Source organism: Pseudomonas sp. J452 (genome assembly GCF_024666525.1).
Taxonomy (GTDB): Bacteria; Pseudomonadota; Gammaproteobacteria; order Pseudomonadales; family Pseudomonadaceae; genus Aquipseudomonas.
Genome location: NZ_CP088294.1, coordinates 2664555 through 2679779, shown reverse-complemented (window position 1 = coordinate 2679779; position 15225 = coordinate 2664555). Strand labels below are relative to the sequence as shown.

Sequence of the window (15225 nt, the reverse complement as noted above, 5' to 3'; positions counted from 1 at the left end):
TCCCTCCCTCTTGAAACTGCTGTCGGCTGGACGGCCATCAACTTGAACGCACGCTCGCTACACTTTCGACTCAGGCTCTGTCGATTGATTCCGGGCAAAGCCACAAGTCTCGTCGCTCTGCGCGCGGCGTTCCGTTACCATACGCGGCTTTTTTCGCAGCTGGGGCAATTCATGGCAAGTAGTGGCACTGTGCAGCAGTATGAACCGGGGCAACGCTGGATCAGCGACAGCGAGGCGGAACTGGGCCTCGGCACCATCCTGACCTCCGACGGCCGGTTGCTTACCGTGCTTTATCCGGCGACCGGCGAAACCCGCCAGTACGCCCTGCGCAACGCCCCGCTGACCCGCGTGCGCTTCGCACCGGGTGACGAGATCACCCACTTCGAAGGCTGGAAAATGACCGTGCAGGAAGTCGAAGACGTCGACGGCCTGCTGGTCTACCACGGTTTCGATGCCCAGCACGCGCCCTACACCCTGCCGGAAACCCAGCTGTCCAACTTCATCCAGTTCCGCCTGGCCAGTGACCGCCTGTTCGCCGGGCAGATCGACCCGCTGAGCTGGTTCTCCCTGCGCTACCACAGCCTCGAACACCAGAGCCGCCTGCTGCAGTCCAACCTGTGGGGCCTGGGCGGCACCCGCGCGCAGCCGATCGCCCACCAGCTGCATATCGCCCGCGAAGTGGCCGACCGGGTCGCCCCACGCGTGCTGCTGGCCGACGAAGTGGGCCTGGGCAAGACCATCGAAGCCGGCCTGGTGATCCACCGCCAGCTGCTCACTGGCCGTGCCAGCCGCGTACTGATCCTGGTGCCGGAGAACCTGCAGCACCAGTGGCTGGTGGAAATGCGCCGACGCTTCAACCTGGAAGTCGCACTGTTCGACGCCGAGCGCTTCGTCGAAAGCGATGCCGACAACCCCTTCGAGGACACCCAGCTGGCGCTGGTCTCGCTGGAATGGCTGAAGCGCAGCGACAAGGCGCAGGACGCCGCGTTCGCCGCCGGCTGGGACCTGCTGGTGGTCGACGAAGCCCACCACCTGGTCTGGCACCCGGAAAAGGCCAGCGACGAATACCGCCTGGTCGAGCAACTGGCCGGCCTGATCCCCGGCGTGCTGCTGCTCACCGCCACCCCGGAACAGCTGGGCCTGGAAAGCCACTTCGCCCGTCTGCGCCTGCTCGACCCCAACCGTTTCCATGACCTCGCCGCCTTCCGCGCCGAAAGCACCAACTACCGTCCGGTGGCCGAAGCGGTGCAGGAGCTGCTCGACGAAGGTCGCCTGTCGGAGAAGGCCCACGCCACCATCCACGGCTTCCTCGGTGCCGAAGGTGAAGCGCTGCTGGCCGCCGTCAGCGATGGTGACACCGAAGCCGCCGCACGGCTGATCCGCGAGCTGCTCGACCGCCACGGCACCGGCCGTCTGCTGTTCCGCAACACCCGCGCCGCGGTGCAGGGCTTTCCCCAGCGCGAGCTGCACGCCTACCCGCTGGCCAACCCGATGGAGTACATGGAGCTGCCGCTCGGCGAGCATGCCGACCTGTACCCGGAAGTCAGCTACCAGGCCCAGCAGGACAGTGGCGAGGACGAGCGCTGGTGGAAGTTCGACCCGCGCGTCGACTGGCTGATCGACACCCTGAAGATGCTCAAGAAGTTCAAGGTGCTGGTTATCTGCGCCCACGCCGAAACCGCCCTCGATCTGGCAGACGGCCTGCGCGTGCGTTCCGGCATCCCGGCCACGGTGTTCCACGAGGGCATGAACATCCTCGAGCGCGACCGCGCCGCCGCCTACTTCGCCGACGAGGAATTCGGCGCCCAGGTACTGATCTGTTCCGAGATTGGTTCCGAAGGCCGCAACTTCCAGTTCAGCCACCACCTGGTGCTGTTCGACCTGCCGGCCCACCCGGACCTGCTAGAGCAGCGCATCGGCCGCCTCGACCGCATCGGCCAGAAGCATGTGATCCAGCTGCACGTGCCGTACCTGGAGAACAGCCCGCAGGAGCGCCTGTTCCAGTGGTATCACCAGGCGCTGAACGCCTTCCTCAACACCTGCCCGACCGGCAACGCCCTGCAGCACCAGTTCGGCCCGCGCCTGCTGCCGCTGCTGGAAGAAAGCGACGGCGGCGACTGGCAGGGCCTGCTGGACGAAGCCACGGCCGAGCGCCAACGCCTGGAAGGCGAGCTGCACAGCGGCCGCGACCGCCTGCTGGAACTCAACTCCGGCGGTTCCGGCGAAGGCCAGCAGCTGGTCGAGGACATCCTCGAGCAAGACGACCAGTTCGCCCTGCCGATCTACATGGAAGAGCTGTTCGACGCCTACGGCATCGACAGCGAAGACCACTCGGAAAATGCCCTGGTGCTGCGCCCCAGCGAGAAGATGCTGGATGCCAGCTTCCCCCTCGGCGACGACGAAGGCGTGACCATCACCTACGACCGCAACCAGGCCCTGGTACGCGAAGACATGCAGTTCCTCACCTGGGAACACCCCATGGTGCAGGGCGGCATGGACCTGGTGCTGTCCGGCTCGATGGGCAACACCGCGGTGGCGCTGATCAAGAACAAGGCGCTGAAACCCGGCACCGTGCTGCTCGAACTGCTCTACGTCAGCGAAGTGGTCGCCCCACGCTCGCTGCAGTTGAGCCGCTACCTGCCGCCGGTGGCCCTGCGCTGCCTGCTCGATGGCAACGGCAACGACCTGGCCGCACGTGTGGCTTTCGAGACCCTCAACGACCAGCTGGAAAGCGTGCCACGGGCCAGCGCCAACAAGTTCGTGCAGGCCCAGCGCGAGGTGCTGAGCAAGCAGATCAACGCCGCCGAGGCGAAGATCCTGCCGCGCCACAGCCAGCGCGTGGATGAGGCGCGCCAGCGTTTCAGCGCCGGCCTGGACGAGGAAATCGCCCGCCTGACCGCCCTGCAGGCGGTCAACCCGAGCGTGCGTGACAGCGAGATCGAAGCCCTGCGCAAGCAGCGCAGCAGCGGCCTGAGCTTCTTCGAGAAAGCCGCCATGCGCCTGGAGGCGATCCGCGTCCTGGTCGCCGGCTGATTCGTCCGCCATTGCTAGCCCGGATGAAATCCGGGGGTGGCGTTGTTCAGGGCCCGGATTTCATCCGGGCTGCGAACTGCCAATAAAAAGGGCAGCCTAGGCTGCCCCTTTTTCATACCCGCGCGAATCAGCTGGCGCCCAGCTTGCTGCGCATCTTCTCGCACATCACCGTCATCTCGTCGTAGATCACCTGTGGGTCCTGGCGTTTGACCTGCCAGGCCATGCGCCCCTGCTCGTGCGGCAGGATCATGAACTCGCCCTTGGCGACGTCCTGGTAGATGTAGTCGGCGATATCCGCGGCGCTGATCGGGCTGCCTTCCAGCAACTTGCCGACCTGCTGCTTCATCGCCGGGGTCGGGCCACGGAAGGAGTCGAGCAGGTTGGTCTGGAAGAACGACGGGCAGACCACGTGCACGCTGACGCCTTCCGGCTTGAGCTCGGGCAGCAGGCTCTCGGACAAGGCCACCACACCAGCCTTGGCCACGTTGTAGTTGCTCATCGCCGGGCCCTGCATCAGCGCGGCCATGGAGGCGATGTTGATGATCCGCCCCTTGCTCTGCAGCAGCAGCGGCAGGAATGCCTTGCAGCCCTTGACCACGCCCATCAGGTTGATTGCCAGCTGCCAGTCCCAGTCCTCCAGGCTCAGATCGCCGAAGAAGCCACCCGCCGAAACCCCGGCGTTGTTGACCAGCACATCGAGGCCGCCGAAACGCTCCTCGCAGGCCTGGGCCACGGCGGTCAGCTGGCTATAGTCACGCACATCGCAACGCATGGTGAAGCCATCACCACCGGCCTCGCGCACCAGCTGGAGGCTTTCTGCCAGACCGGCTTCGTTGACGTCTGCCAGGGCCAGCTGCCAGCCCTCGCGCGCCCAACGCAGGGCTATTTCGCGTCCCAGACCGGAGCCCGCTCCGGTAATCATCATGCGCTTTTGCATTATTTACAGCCTTGCTGTCGGGTGAAGATGCAAGGAGTGTAACCAAGCTCGGCTCGAGCACCTTGCAGCATCAGACTGCTGAATGACGCTCAAGAAGGCCAGTGGCGCTTCATTGTTTCTCCAGCTTCTCGGTGACGGCCAGGATCAGGCTGGCGGTGAGCTTGCTGCGCTCCACCGTGCCCATGAAGTACTTGTCGGCATTGATCACCGGCAGGCTGTCGGTGCGTAGCTTCTCCATCAATGTCAGGGCATCGCGCCGCGACGTGGTGCTGCTGACCGCCACATCTACACCAACGAAACCCGGCAATTTGCTCAACTCAGCCCAACTGGCGGCGTCGTTGCTGTTGAGCAACTGCTGGAACTGCTCATAACCGGAATCCCCGGCCACACGCAGATAACCGATCAGGTTGGCCGCATTGAACATGCCGAACAGCCGGCCATCCGGTTGATTGACCACCACTACGCGCAGGTAGGAGCTGCCAGACAGCGCCTCGAAATAGGTCTTGATCGCCGGACCGTAGTAGCCACCGTGACCAAGGCGGAACTCCAGCGCCTCGATCTTGCGCTCGATCAGCACACGCAGCTCGTCGATGCCGCCCTTGCCAGCCATCTGCACCACTTGCACAGCATCCTGCACCGTCAGTTGCTGGGCCGGTGCGACCTGATCCTTGATCTTGCTTTGTGCGGCATCATTCCACAGCTCGCTGAGGTCGGCCTTGACCCCGAACATGTCGATGCCCTTGAGCTTGCCGGTGGCCAGTGCCACCAGCAGCAGCGGGATGACCAGGAACACCAGATCGATGGTCTTGATTTCATACTTGCCAGCGGAAAGCACCCGCAGCAGGAGTGAGCCGGCCACCAGGGCGGCGCCAACTAGCAGCAACAGCAGAATGGTCGAGGCATGCATGATCAGACTCCTTGTCGGTGACTCGCACGGGTTGCGCTCCCATCACCCCACGGCCCGCGCCAGGCACCAGCCAGACACATGCAAAGCGGGTACTGCTGTAACTAAACCTAGGTCGCGCCGCAGCAGACGCTAGAGGGTTTCGCGATATGCATACCGCCAGCGATTGTAATGACTCAGCGCCGCAACCCGCGCAGTAGCAGCCAGAGGTAGATAGGCAGGTTTACCAGCAGCACCAGGGCACCCAGCCACAGCTGGAGTTGCGGCGTCAGCCCGGCCGGGTAGATCAGCGGAATCAGGTACTGCTCGACGAATCCACCGCTATAGCCCTGCTGCCCGGCAGCCTGGCGCAACAGGTTTTCCAGGGGTGTCAGCGGGCAGTAGAGGTGCAACAGCTCCACCGCAGCGCCCCAGGCCACCGCAGGCAGATGAAGCCAGGCCAAGCGCGGCCAACGCCACACCAGCAGCGCGCCAAACAGCACGAACAGGATGAAGCCCAGGTGCAGGAGCACCACGCCATCGGCAGCGATGCGCAGGATCATCGCGGCGCACCCTGCCCCTGCCTACGCCTGCTGGTTGCTCTGGTGCCAAACTCGTTCATTACCCTACCTCGCCAAGCCGCAGAATATTGCGCATAACGGGACCACGGCACTCCCGCATGAAACACTAGGCCGCGACTAATTTTTATTGCTTTATTTCAATGATTTAGCGCCAAGACGCAGAACTTAAGCATTCTTATTTATATTAATTTTCATATATTTTTCAATTGCTTATGTTTGACGATCGGCAATAGCGGGCGCAAACTTCCTTGTTACTTACACCAGCCACGCGAGGCGCGTCATGAAAGGCGACAAGAAAGTCATCCAACATCTGAACAAGATCCTCGGCAACGAGCTGGTGGCCATCAACCAGTACTTTCTGCATGCGCGCATGTACGAAGACTGGGGTCTGAAAAAGCTCGGTGAGCACGAGTATCACGAGTCCATCGACGAAATGAAGCATGCGGACAAGCTGATCAAGCGCATCCTCTTCCTCGAAGGCCTGCCCAACCTGCAGGATCTCGGCAAGCTGATGATCGGCGAGAACACCAAGGAAATGCTCGGCAGCGACCTCAAGCTCGAGCAACAGGCGATTCCCGACCTGAAAGCCGCCATCGCCTACTGCGAAAGCGTCGGCGACTACGGCACCCGCGATATGCTGGAAGACATCCTCGAGTCCGAGGAAGAGCACATCGACTGGCTGGAAACCCAGCTCGGCCTGATCGACAAGGTCGGCCTGGAGAACTACCTGCAGTCGCAGATGGACGAATAAGCCAGCTGCAATAAAAAAGCCCCGCATTCGCGGGGCTTTTTTATTGCAGTGCCGAATTACTCGGCGCTGGCCTTTTGTGCGGCTTCCTTGATCAGGGCCTGCAGCTCACCCTTCTCGAACATCTCGGTCATGATGTCGCTGCCACCGACCAGCTCACCACCGACCCACAGCTGCGGGAAGGTCGGCCAGTTGGCGTACTTCGGCAGGTTGGCGCGGATTTCCGGGTTTTGCAGGATGTCCACATAGGCGAACTTCTCGCCACAGGCCATCACCACCTGCGCGGCTTTCGACGAAAAACCGCACTGCGGCGCATTCGGCGAGCCTTTCATGTACAGCAGGATGGTGTTGTTGGCGATTTGATCTTTGATGGTATCGATAATATCCACGACTCACCTCGTCTGAACTTTCCCGGACTGCACCGGACAGGATGGGCGCGATTGTAACCGAAAATCCCACTAATGGGCTCGGGTTAGCCCCTTAGCCGCCAAGCGGAATTGCTTGCTCATTCCGCGCCTCAGTGACCGGCGTAGGGCGGGTGCAACCCGCAAACCCTCTTCACGCGGGTTACACCCGCCCTACATCGTCCACTCAGGCTGCTGCAACCCGCACCGGCAACCCGTTCAGCGCCGCGTTACCGGATACCGCATCGAGATGACGCTCGTCGGTCAGGTCATTGGCGCTGGCTCCGGGCTGGGCGCTGGCAATCGCCATCTGCACACCCGGGCGGGCATGCCCCCAGCCGTGCGGCAGGCTGACCACGCCGGGCATCATGTCCTCGCTGCCGAGCACCTCGACCTCGATGGCGCCAACGCGTGACTCAATGCGCACGCGCTGGCCATCGCTAAGGCTGCGCCCGGCCATGTCCTGCGGATGCATCAGCAACTGGTGGCGCGGCTTGCCTTTCACCAGGCGCTGGTAGTTGTGCATCCAGGAATTGTTGCTGCGCACATGGCGACGGCCGATCAACATCAGCTCACCCTCGCCCGCCTGCGGTTGCGCTGCGAAACGCGCGAGGTCGGCGACCAGCAGCGCCGGGGCGGCCTCGACGGCCTTGGACTCGGTCTTCAGGCGCCCGCCCAGGTTCGGCTGCAGCGGCCCCAGGTCGATGCCATGGGGCTGCTCGCGCAGAGCCGCCAGGCTGAGCTTGTGGGGCGACTGGTCGCCGTAGGGGCCGAAGCGCACGCCCATATCGATCATCTGCTCCGGCGCCTTGGTCGGCTTCAGCTCATTGCCGACCTTGGCGGCGAAGGCCTTGGCCAGGCCGACGAAGATTTCCCAGTCGTCCAGCGCCCCGACCGGCTTGTCCAGCACCGCCTCGTTGAAACGGGTGACGTTGCGCACGGCGAAGGCATTGAAGGTGCTGTCGTAGTGCTCGTGCTCCAGCGGCGCGGTGGGCGGCAGGATCAGGTCGGCGTAGCGGGTGGTTTCATTGATATAGAGGTCGATGCTGAGCATGAACTCCAGCCCTTCCAGCGCCTGCTCCAGCTGGCGACCGTTGGGGGTGGACAGCACCGGGTTGCCGGCCACGGTGATCAGCGCGCGCACCTGGCCGTCGCCCGGGGTGAGCATCTCCTCGGCCAGCGCCGCCACCGGCAGCTCGCCGCCGTACTCCGGCAGGCCGGAAACCCGGCTCTGCCAGACATTGAAATGGCCGCCGGAGGTAGTCGCCACCAGGTCCAGCGCCGGCGTGGTGCACAGGGCGCCGCCGGACTGATCGAGGTTGCCGGTGACCAGGTTGATCAGCTGGATCAGCCAGTGGCACAGGCTGCCGAAGGCCTGGGTCGAAACGCCCATGCGCCCGTAGCACACCGCCGACTCGGCGCCGGCGAAGTCCCGCGCCAACTGGCGGATGGTCGCCGCCGGCACGCCGCAGCGGCCGCTCATGGCCTCGGCCGTGAAGTCGGCAATCGCCGCCCGCACCTGCTCCAGGCCATTGACCGGCAGGTGGCTGGCGCGGGTCAGGCCCTCGTCGAACAGGGTATTGAGCAGACCCAGGAGCAAGGCTGCATCGTTGCCAGGGCGGACGAACACATGCTGGTCGGCCATCGCCGCCGTCTCGCTGCGCCGTGGGTCGACTACCACCAGCTTGCCGCCACGGGCCTTGAGCGCCTTTAGGCGTTTCTCCACGTCCGGCACGGTCATCAGGCTGCCGTTGGAGGCCAGCGGGTTGCCACCGAGGATCAGCATGAACTGGGTGTGATCGATGTCCGGGATCGGCAGCAGGAAGCCGTGGCCATACATCAGGTAACTGGTCAGGTGGTGCGGCAACTGATCCACCGAGGTGGCGGAGAAGCGGTTGCGCGTCTTCAGCTGGCCGAGGAAGTAGTTGCTGTGGGTCATCAGCCCGTAGTTGTGCACGCTGGGGTTGCCCTGGTAGATGGCCACGGCGTTCTTGCCGTGCTGCTCCTGGATGGCCGCCAGGCGCTCGGCGACCAGGGCAAAGGCCTCGTCCCAGCCAATCGGCTGCCACTCGCTGCCGCTGCGGCGCATGGGTTGGCGCAGGCGGTCAGGGTCGTGCTGGATGTCTTGCAGGGCCACGGCCTTGGGGCAGATATGGCCACGACTGAAGCTGTCCTGAGCGTCGCCCTTGATCGACAGGATCTGCTGGCTGCCGTCGGCCAGGCGTTCGGTTTCGATGGTCAGACCGCAGATAGCCTCGCACAGGTGGCAGGCACGGTGGTGGAGGGTCTTGCTCATGGCTGGCCTCATCTTCTTGTTCGAGACGACCGGTCAGGTCGTGGAAACAAGACTATGGCGGCAGAAGGAATGCTTGGCCAGTGGCCTGCGTTTCATGAATCGGTGGGCATCATGCCCACCGATTCAACAGCGCATCAATTGATCAGGCCGGGCTCGACTGCAGGCAGCCGAGTGGCCCTGCCGATCAACGAATGGCGCTGATGGTGCCTTTGTTGCCGGTCACTTTGACGTTAACGGCCTTGTACACCATGTAATCCTGCACGCTCACTTCGTAGCGCGGCGCGACGATCAGGTCGGCACCGGAGGATTTGACTGCCTTGAAGGCAGCCGCGGATTTGGCAGCAGCCACCGGGTCCAGACCCAGGGCGAAACCACCTTCGCCACCACCATAGGTTACGCCGTCGGCGAACTGGGTATCGCCACCCAGCTTGAACAGACCGAAGAGGATGTTCACCGAGGATTCGCCCGTGATGGACTCGCCGACTTTCACGTCCGCTTTCAGGTTGGTTTGTACTTCACCGTTCAGCGGTGCGCTCGGCTGGCTGTAGTTCTGGCTGGCACAGCCAGTCAACAGGGCGAGGGCGGAAAAAGCGGCGGCATAGGCTACGTGTTTCATGCAAGACTCCTTTGCATTGATCTATCCATGTGCCCTGTTGCAGGGCTTAAAGTGCCTGGTCAGGCGGCGCGCATGGTAGGAGTCGGGAGCGCAGGCCAGCAAGCCGGCATGTCACTTTTGTGACATCGCCCGCACTGGCAAAAATCTCCTGATTCAGCCAGTTGCAATACGCGGCAGGGCCGCTCATTTGCCCCGGCTCGTCATTTCCTTATAAGATCGCGCCTCCCCATTTGTCGCCCCCACGCGGCTCCAGCCGCTGTACGGCGTGCTTTTCCCCGGAAAAACCGCCACCGCGACAATCGTAAAACCTAAGGTAGTGAATGATGAGCACCAGGCACTTTCTCTCGTTGATGGATTGCACCCCTCAGGAACTGAGTGGGCTGATCCGTCGCGCCATCGAGCTAAAGGACCTGCGCCAGCGTGGCGTGCTGCATGAGCCGCTGAAAAACCGCGTGCTGGGGATGATCTTCGAGAAGGCCTCGACCCGCACCCGCCTGTCGTTCGAAGCCGGCATGATCCAGCTCGGCGGCCAGGCCATTTTCCTCTCCCCGCGTGACACCCAACTGGGCCGCGGCGAGCCGATCGGCGACACGGCCATTGTCATGTCGCGCATGCTCGATGCGGTGATGATCCGTACCTTCGCCCACAGCAGCCTGACCGAATTCGCCGCCCATTCGCGGGTGCCGCTAATCAACGGCCTTTCCGACGACCTGCACCCCTGCCAGTTGCTGGCCGACATGCAGACCTTCGTCGAGCAGCGCGGCAGCATCGCCGGCAAGACCGTGGCCTGGATCGGCGACGGCAACAACATGTGCAACACCTATATCGAAGCGGCGCAGCAGTTCGACTTCCAGCTGCGCGTGGCCTGCCCCGAGGGTTACGAGCCGAAGGCCGAATTCATCAAAGCCGCCGGCGAGCGCGTGCAGATCGTTCGCGACCCCTTTGCCGCCGTGGCCGGCGCGCACCTGGTGAGCACCGACGTGTGGACCTCCATGGGCCAGGAAGAGGAAAGCGCCAAGCGCCTCAAACTGTTCGCCCCCTACCAGGTCAACCGCGCCCTGCTGGATGCCGCCGATCCTGCGGTGATTTTCCTGCACTGCCTGCCGGCGCATCGCGGCGAAGAAATCAGCATGGACCTGCTCGACGACCCGCGCGCCTTTGCCTGGGACCAGGCCGAGAACCGCCTGCATGCGCAGAAGGCCCTGCTCGAATTCCTCGTCGCCCCCCAGGCATGAGCCAGTCCCTGCTGCTCAGCCTGCGCGGCCTGGCCTGCGGCTATCAGGAACACCCCGTGGTGCAGCAGCTCAACCTGCACCTGAATGCCGGCGACATCGGCTGCCTGCTCGGCCCTTCCGGCTGCGGCAAGACCACCACCCTGCGCGCCATCGCCGGCTTCGAGCCGCTGCTGGAAGGCGAGATCGAGCTGGCCGGCGCAGTGATTTCCCGCGCCGGCTACACCCTGGCCCCGGAGAAACGCCGGATCGGCATGGTGTTCCAGGACTACGCCCTGTTTCCCCACCTGTCCGTGGCCGAGAACATCGCCTTCGGCATCCGCAAGCATCCGCGCCGCGAGCAGATCACCGCCGAGCTGCTGGAGCTGGTCAAGCTCACGCACCTGAGCAAGCGCTATCCCCATGAGCTGTCCGGCGGCCAGCAGCAGCGCGTCTCGCTGGCCCGCGCCCTGGCGCCGGAGCCGCAGCTGCTGCTGCTCGACGAACCCTTCTCCAACCTCGACGGCGAGCTGCGCCGCCGCCTCAGCCACGAGGTGCGTGACATCCTCAAGGCGCGCGGCACCAGCGCCATCCTGGTCACCCATGACCAGGAAGAAGCCTTCGCCGTCAGCGATCATGTCGGCGTGTTCAAGGATGGCCGGCTGGAGCAGTGGGACACGCCCTACAACCTCTACCACGAGCCGCTGACGCCCTTCGTCGCCAGCTTCGTCGGCCAGGGCTACTTCATTCGCGGCTTGCTGCAGAGCCCGGATACGGTGCAGACCGAGCTGGGCATCATCCACGGCAACCGCGCCTACACCTGGGCACCCGGCAGCTCGGTGGACGTGCTGCTGCGCCCGGACGACATCGTCTACGCCCCGGACAGCCAGCAGAAGGCACAGATCGTCGGCAAGACCTTCCTCGGCGCCGCCACCCTGTATCGCCTGCAACTGCCCACCGGCACCCAGCTGGAGGCGATCTTCCCCAGCCACGCCGACCATTTGCCGGGCCAGCAGGTCGGCATTCGCGTCGCCGCCGACCACCTGGTGGCGTTCCCGGTGCAGGGCAGCGTGGCCGCCCAGGTCAATCTGGCGGAATCCGGCGTAAGGCGCGTTACCAGCAACTGAAGGAAAGCCTAGCGGCGCTTGCGGATACGCATGCCACTGGGCATCGTCGCGCTCGGCGCTTACCGTAGGAGCCAGCTTGCTGGCGATGCTTGTCGGCGGATCGCCAGCAAGCTGGCTCCTACAAGTACACCGGTGCTCTCCTAGGTTGTGCCGCTAAACCACTCACTTACAGAAACAGCGTACCGCCCGCCATCAGCACCGCCTGCCCGGCGATCTTCACCCGCTCGCCGTCCAGGCGGCAGTGCAGCTCGCCACCGCGAGCCGAACACTGCAAGGCACTGAGCTCGGTCTTGTCCAGGCGCTCGGCCCAATAGGGAATCAGCAGGCAGTGGGTGGAACCGGTCACCGGGTCTTCATCGATGCCGATAGCCGGGGCGAAATAGCGCGAGACGAAGTCGTGCTGGAGCCCCGCCGCGGTGACGATCACGCCCAGCCCCGGCAGCCTAGCCAGGGCTTTCATATCCGGCTGGCAGGCGCGCACTGCCTGCTCCGACTCCAGCACCGCGAGCAGCTCATTGCCCTGCCGCGCCGCCAGCACCGGCACGCCCAGAGCCTGTTCCAGCTCGACGCTGACCGCCACCTCGGCGGCCTGCAGCGCCGGAAAGTCCAGCACCAGACGGCCCGCCTCGCGGGCCACGCTGAGCGCCCCGGACCGGCAGATGAAATCCAGCCGCTCGCCCGGCTCCCCATACAACTCGAACAGCACATGGGCGGTGGCCAGGGTGGCATGACCACAGAGCGGCACTTCGGTGGTCGGGGTGAACCAGCGGATATGCCAGACGGCCCCTTCGCGCACCACGAAAGCGGTCTCGGCCAGGTTGTGCTCGGCGGCGATCTGCTGCATCAAGCTGTCAGCCAGCCAGGCGTCCAGGCGATAGACCATGGCCGGGTTGCCGCTAAAGGGGCGACTGGTGAAGGCGTCGATCTGGTGGAATTGCAGGTGCATGGCGCGGTTCCGTGGCTGTCCTTGAATGACCCGCAGCATGCCGTTTCAGCCCGCCTGGCGCCCGGTACAGTCGCCCGCTTTTCCTGCACTACAGCTGCACTGTATCAATGCACTACGAGCAAGTGCAGTGCATGTATAAATCGCAAAAAGTTCTTAAAAATTCATTAAATCTTAATAAATCATACACTTACAAATCCTGGCACGCCGCCTGCTATGACCCACCCCGGTCAGCACAACGGCGTGTCTGCCACTCAACCGACAACGACGTCATAGCACCCCTCCCTTTCTGGAGCAGTGGGCGCTGTGGCGTTTTTTTTTGTGTTTTTTGGCTTACAGGAAGACCGCTATGCGCATGATGAAACTGTCCCTGCTGTCGCTGGCCATTGCCGGCACCACCTTCAGTCACGCCGCCGTTGCCGAAGAGGCCTTCAGCAATCTGTTCACCGAGGGCAAGCCGATCCTCGACGCGCGCTATCGCTATGAGCACGTCGACCAGGACAACGCCCTCAAGCACGCCAATGCCCAGACCCTGCGCACCCGTGTCGGCTTCCAGAGCGGCAAGTGGTACGGCCTGTCGGCGCTGATCGAAGCCGACAACGTCAGCCGCATCGGCGATGCCGCCTACAACGAAACCCGTAACGGCCAGAGCGAATACTCGGTGGTTGCCGATCCGGACGGCAGCGAAGTCAACCAGGCCCTGCTGCGCTACGACCACCAGTACGGCGCTGCCGTGCTCGGCCGCCAGCGCATCAACCTGGACAACCAGCGCTACGTCGGCGGCGTGGCCTGGCGCCAGAACGAGCAGACCTACGACGGCGCCCTGGCCCAGCTCAAGCCCCTCGACGGGCTGACCCTGACCTACGCCTATATCGACAACATCAACACCATCTTCGGCCCGGGCAACGGCCAGTACGACACCGCCGGCAACCCGGCCAACATCGAAGGCCACAGCCACCTGATCAACGCCCAGTACGTGGCCATGCCGGAACTGACCGTCACCGCCTACAGCTACCTGCTCGGCCTCGACAACCTGTTGGGCAATACCCAGTCCAGCCAGACCACCGGCCTGCGCCTGAACGGCGCCATCCAGGGCGTCAGCTACGCCGTGGAATACGCCCAGCAGAAGGATTACGCCGACAACCCGCTGGAACTGGACAGCGACTACTACCTGGCCGAACTGGGTTACACCATCAAGGGCGTGGCCCTGAAAGCCGGCTACGAAGTGCTGGGCGGCGATGAAGGCCCGGGCAACCGCGCCTTCCAGACCCCACTGGCGACCAAGCATGCCTTCCAGGGCTGGGCTGACCAGTTCCTCGTCACCCCGGCCGAGGGCGTCAAGGATGCCTATGTCGGCGCCACCGTACCGCTGCTGGGCGGCAGCCTGCAGGCCTGGTACCACGACTTCCGCGCCGAGGAAGGCAGCAGCCAGTATGGCGAGGAGATCAACCTGTCCTACGCCCACCCGATTCCGGGCGTGAAGGGTCTGGTCGGCCTGGTCAAATACGCCAGCTACGATGCCGACGACTTCGCCGTCGACACCGACAAGGCCTGGCTGCAACTGCAATACACCTACTGATCGTCCCGGCCCCGCAACGGGGCCCTGCCCGACTGGCGCGTGGCGGCCTGCCGCCACGCGCCTCTGGAGGTCCATATGTTCAGTCGTCTGCTTACACCCTTTTTATTGCTGCTCGCCCTGCTCTGCCCGCCTGCCTCGGCGGCCATCAGCAACGCCGAAGCGATGAACCTGTCCGGCATGCAGCGCATGCTCAGCCAGCGTATCGCCAAGACCTATCTGATGATCGGCGCCGAAGTGCGCAGCGAAGTGGCGATCCAGCAGCTCGACCAGAGCGTGGCGCGCTTCGAGAGCAACTTCCTCGCCCTCAGCGAATACGCACCCAACGCCGATATCCGCGCCGCCCTGGAGCAGGCCGGCAGCACCTGGCAGGTCTATCGCGAACTGGCCCTGTCACGCCCCAGCCGCGAACAGGCCGTACAACTGCTGCAACTCAGCGACCAACTACTGGCGCAAAGCGAACAGGTGGTGCGGCTGATCGAGCAATACACCGGCAGCCAGAACGCCCGCCTGGTCAACCGCAGTGGCCGCCAGCGCATGCTCAGCCAGCGCATCGCCAAGCTCTACCTGGCCGTCAGCTGGCGCTTGCCGGTCGAAGGTCTGGAAGCGGAACTGCAGAAAGCCACCGAAGAATTCGAAACCGCCCAGCAGGAGCTGCTCGCCGCCCAGCAGAACACCGCGCAGATCAGCCAGGCCCTGCAGAAGGTCGAGGCGCAATGGCGTTTCGCCCGCGCCGGTTTCCGCCTGTCCGCCGACTCGCGTTATGTACCGACGGTGATCACCACCACCACAGAAACCTTGCTCTGGCAGATGAACGAACTGACCAGCGCCTACGAACAAGTCATGCTGCAGGATTCCTGATCAGCCTGC

The 15225-nt window shown here is 63.9% G+C and carries 13 protein-coding genes; 6 read left to right on the top strand and 7 right to left on the bottom strand.

All coding sequences use genetic code 11. The features are described from left to right. Positions 1–171: 171 nt before the first annotated feature. A complete protein-coding gene (gene rapA, locus LRS11_RS12125; protein ID WP_260493245.1) occupies positions 172–3033 on the top strand; it encodes an RNA polymerase-associated protein RapA in 2862 nt (953 codons plus the stop codon). Positions 3034–3160: 127 nt separating this feature from the next. Here the strand turns inward: rapA and LRS11_RS12120 are convergent, their stop codons facing one another. The 3 genes from LRS11_RS12120 to LRS11_RS12110 form a co-directional block, all read right to left on the bottom strand. Further along, positions 3161–3970 carry an SDR family oxidoreductase gene (locus LRS11_RS12120; RefSeq protein ID WP_260493244.1) on the bottom strand — a complete coding sequence of 270 codons (810 nt, stop codon included), beginning with the start codon at positions 3968–3970 and terminating at the stop codon, positions 3161–3163. A gap of 109 nt (positions 3971–4079) precedes the next feature. Next, the gene (locus tag LRS11_RS12115) at positions 4080–4877 is read right to left on the bottom strand and encodes a CBS domain-containing protein (protein ID WP_260493243.1); all 798 of its coding nucleotides are present in this window, start codon (positions 4875–4877) and stop codon (positions 4080–4082) included. A gap of 173 nt (positions 4878–5050) precedes the next feature. Then, positions 5051–5416, bottom strand: coding sequence for a DUF2784 domain-containing protein (locus LRS11_RS12110; RefSeq protein ID WP_260493242.1), 366 nt, complete (start codon positions 5414–5416; stop codon positions 5051–5053). Positions 5417–5714: 298 nt separating this feature from the next. Between LRS11_RS12110 and bfr the strand changes: the two genes are divergently transcribed. Next, on the top strand, positions 5715–6185 hold the full coding sequence (gene bfr, locus LRS11_RS12105) for a bacterioferritin (protein WP_260493241.1): 471 nt from the start codon (positions 5715–5717) through the stop codon (positions 6183–6185). 56 nt (positions 6186–6241) lie between these two features. On the opposite strand, the gene grxD is transcribed toward bfr, so the two are convergent. The 3 genes from grxD to LRS11_RS12090 form a co-directional block, all read right to left on the bottom strand. Continuing rightward, entirely contained in the window at positions 6242–6571 is a 330-nt protein-coding gene (grxD, locus tag LRS11_RS12100; protein WP_260493240.1) for a Grx4 family monothiol glutaredoxin, read from the bottom strand. Positions 6572–6773: 202 nt separating this feature from the next. Then, on the bottom strand, positions 6774–8882 hold the full coding sequence (locus LRS11_RS12095) for a molybdopterin oxidoreductase family protein (RefSeq protein WP_260493239.1): 2109 nt from the start codon (positions 8880–8882) through the stop codon (positions 6774–6776). A gap of 184 nt (positions 8883–9066) precedes the next feature. Next, positions 9067–9498, bottom strand: coding sequence for a hypothetical protein (locus tag LRS11_RS12090; RefSeq protein ID WP_173208467.1), 432 nt, complete (start codon positions 9496–9498; stop codon positions 9067–9069). A 323-nt stretch (positions 9499–9821) separates the two neighbouring features. On the opposite strand from LRS11_RS12090, the gene argF reads away from it, so the two are divergent. Then, positions 9822–10733, top strand: a complete 912-nt coding sequence (gene argF, locus LRS11_RS12085) for an ornithine carbamoyltransferase (RefSeq protein WP_260493238.1) — start codon at positions 9822–9824, stop codon at positions 10731–10733. Then, on the top strand, positions 10730–11836 hold the full coding sequence (locus LRS11_RS12080; protein ID WP_260493237.1) for an ABC transporter ATP-binding protein: 1107 nt from the start codon (positions 10730–10732) through the stop codon (positions 11834–11836). The genes argF and LRS11_RS12080 overlap by 4 nt, the downstream gene beginning before the upstream one ends. A 166-nt stretch (positions 11837–12002) precedes the next feature. Here the strand turns inward: LRS11_RS12080 and LRS11_RS12075 are convergent, their stop codons facing one another. After that, positions 12003–12782 carry a PhzF family phenazine biosynthesis protein gene (locus LRS11_RS12075; RefSeq protein ID WP_260493236.1) on the bottom strand — a complete coding sequence of 260 codons (780 nt, stop codon included), beginning with the start codon at positions 12780–12782 and terminating at the stop codon, positions 12003–12005. 346 nt (positions 12783–13128) lie between these two features. On the opposite strand from LRS11_RS12075, the gene LRS11_RS12070 reads away from it, so the two are divergent. Both LRS11_RS12070 and LRS11_RS12065 read left to right on the top strand, forming a co-directional pair. Continuing rightward, a complete protein-coding gene (locus tag LRS11_RS12070) occupies positions 13129–14358 on the top strand; it encodes a hypothetical protein (protein WP_260493235.1) in 1230 nt (409 codons plus the stop codon). A 75-nt stretch (positions 14359–14433) separates the two neighbouring features. Next, the gene (locus LRS11_RS12065; RefSeq protein WP_260493234.1) at positions 14434–15216 is read left to right on the top strand and encodes a type IV pili methyl-accepting chemotaxis transducer N-terminal domain-containing protein; all 783 of its coding nucleotides are present in this window, start codon (positions 14434–14436) and stop codon (positions 15214–15216) included. Positions 15217–15225: the final 9 nt, after the last annotated feature.

What these genes read in the sequence shown, in the direction of transcription:
- rapA (WP_260493245.1), top strand. Translation starts at nt 172, where the DNA reads ATGGCAAGTAGTGGCACTGTGCAGCAGTATGAACCGGGGCAACGCTGG.
- LRS11_RS12120 (WP_260493244.1), bottom strand. Translation starts at nt 3,970, where the DNA reads ATGCAAAAGCGCATGATGATTACCGGAGCGGGCTCCGGTCTGGGACGC.
- LRS11_RS12115 (WP_260493243.1), bottom strand. Translation starts at nt 4,877, where the DNA reads ATGCATGCCTCGACCATTCTGCTGTTGCTGCTAGTTGGCGCCGCCCTG.
- LRS11_RS12110 (WP_260493242.1), bottom strand. Translation starts at nt 5,416, where the DNA reads ATGATCCTGCGCATCGCTGCCGATGGCGTGGTGCTCCTGCACCTGGGC.
- bfr (WP_260493241.1), top strand. Translation starts at nt 5,715, where the DNA reads ATGAAAGGCGACAAGAAAGTCATCCAACATCTGAACAAGATCCTCGGC.
- LRS11_RS12095 (WP_260493239.1), bottom strand. Translation starts at nt 8,882, where the DNA reads ATGAGCAAGACCCTCCACCACCGTGCCTGCCACCTGTGCGAGGCTATC.
- LRS11_RS12090 (WP_173208467.1), bottom strand. Translation starts at nt 9,498, where the DNA reads ATGAAACACGTAGCCTATGCCGCCGCTTTTTCCGCCCTCGCCCTGTTG.
- argF (WP_260493238.1), top strand. Translation starts at nt 9,822, where the DNA reads ATGAGCACCAGGCACTTTCTCTCGTTGATGGATTGCACCCCTCAGGAA.
- LRS11_RS12080 (WP_260493237.1), top strand. Translation starts at nt 10,730, where the DNA reads ATGAGCCAGTCCCTGCTGCTCAGCCTGCGCGGCCTGGCCTGCGGCTAT.
- LRS11_RS12075 (WP_260493236.1), bottom strand. Translation starts at nt 12,782, where the DNA reads ATGCACCTGCAATTCCACCAGATCGACGCCTTCACCAGTCGCCCCTTT.
- LRS11_RS12070 (WP_260493235.1), top strand. Translation starts at nt 13,129, where the DNA reads ATGCGCATGATGAAACTGTCCCTGCTGTCGCTGGCCATTGCCGGCACC.
- LRS11_RS12065 (WP_260493234.1), top strand. Translation starts at nt 14,434, where the DNA reads ATGTTCAGTCGTCTGCTTACACCCTTTTTATTGCTGCTCGCCCTGCTC.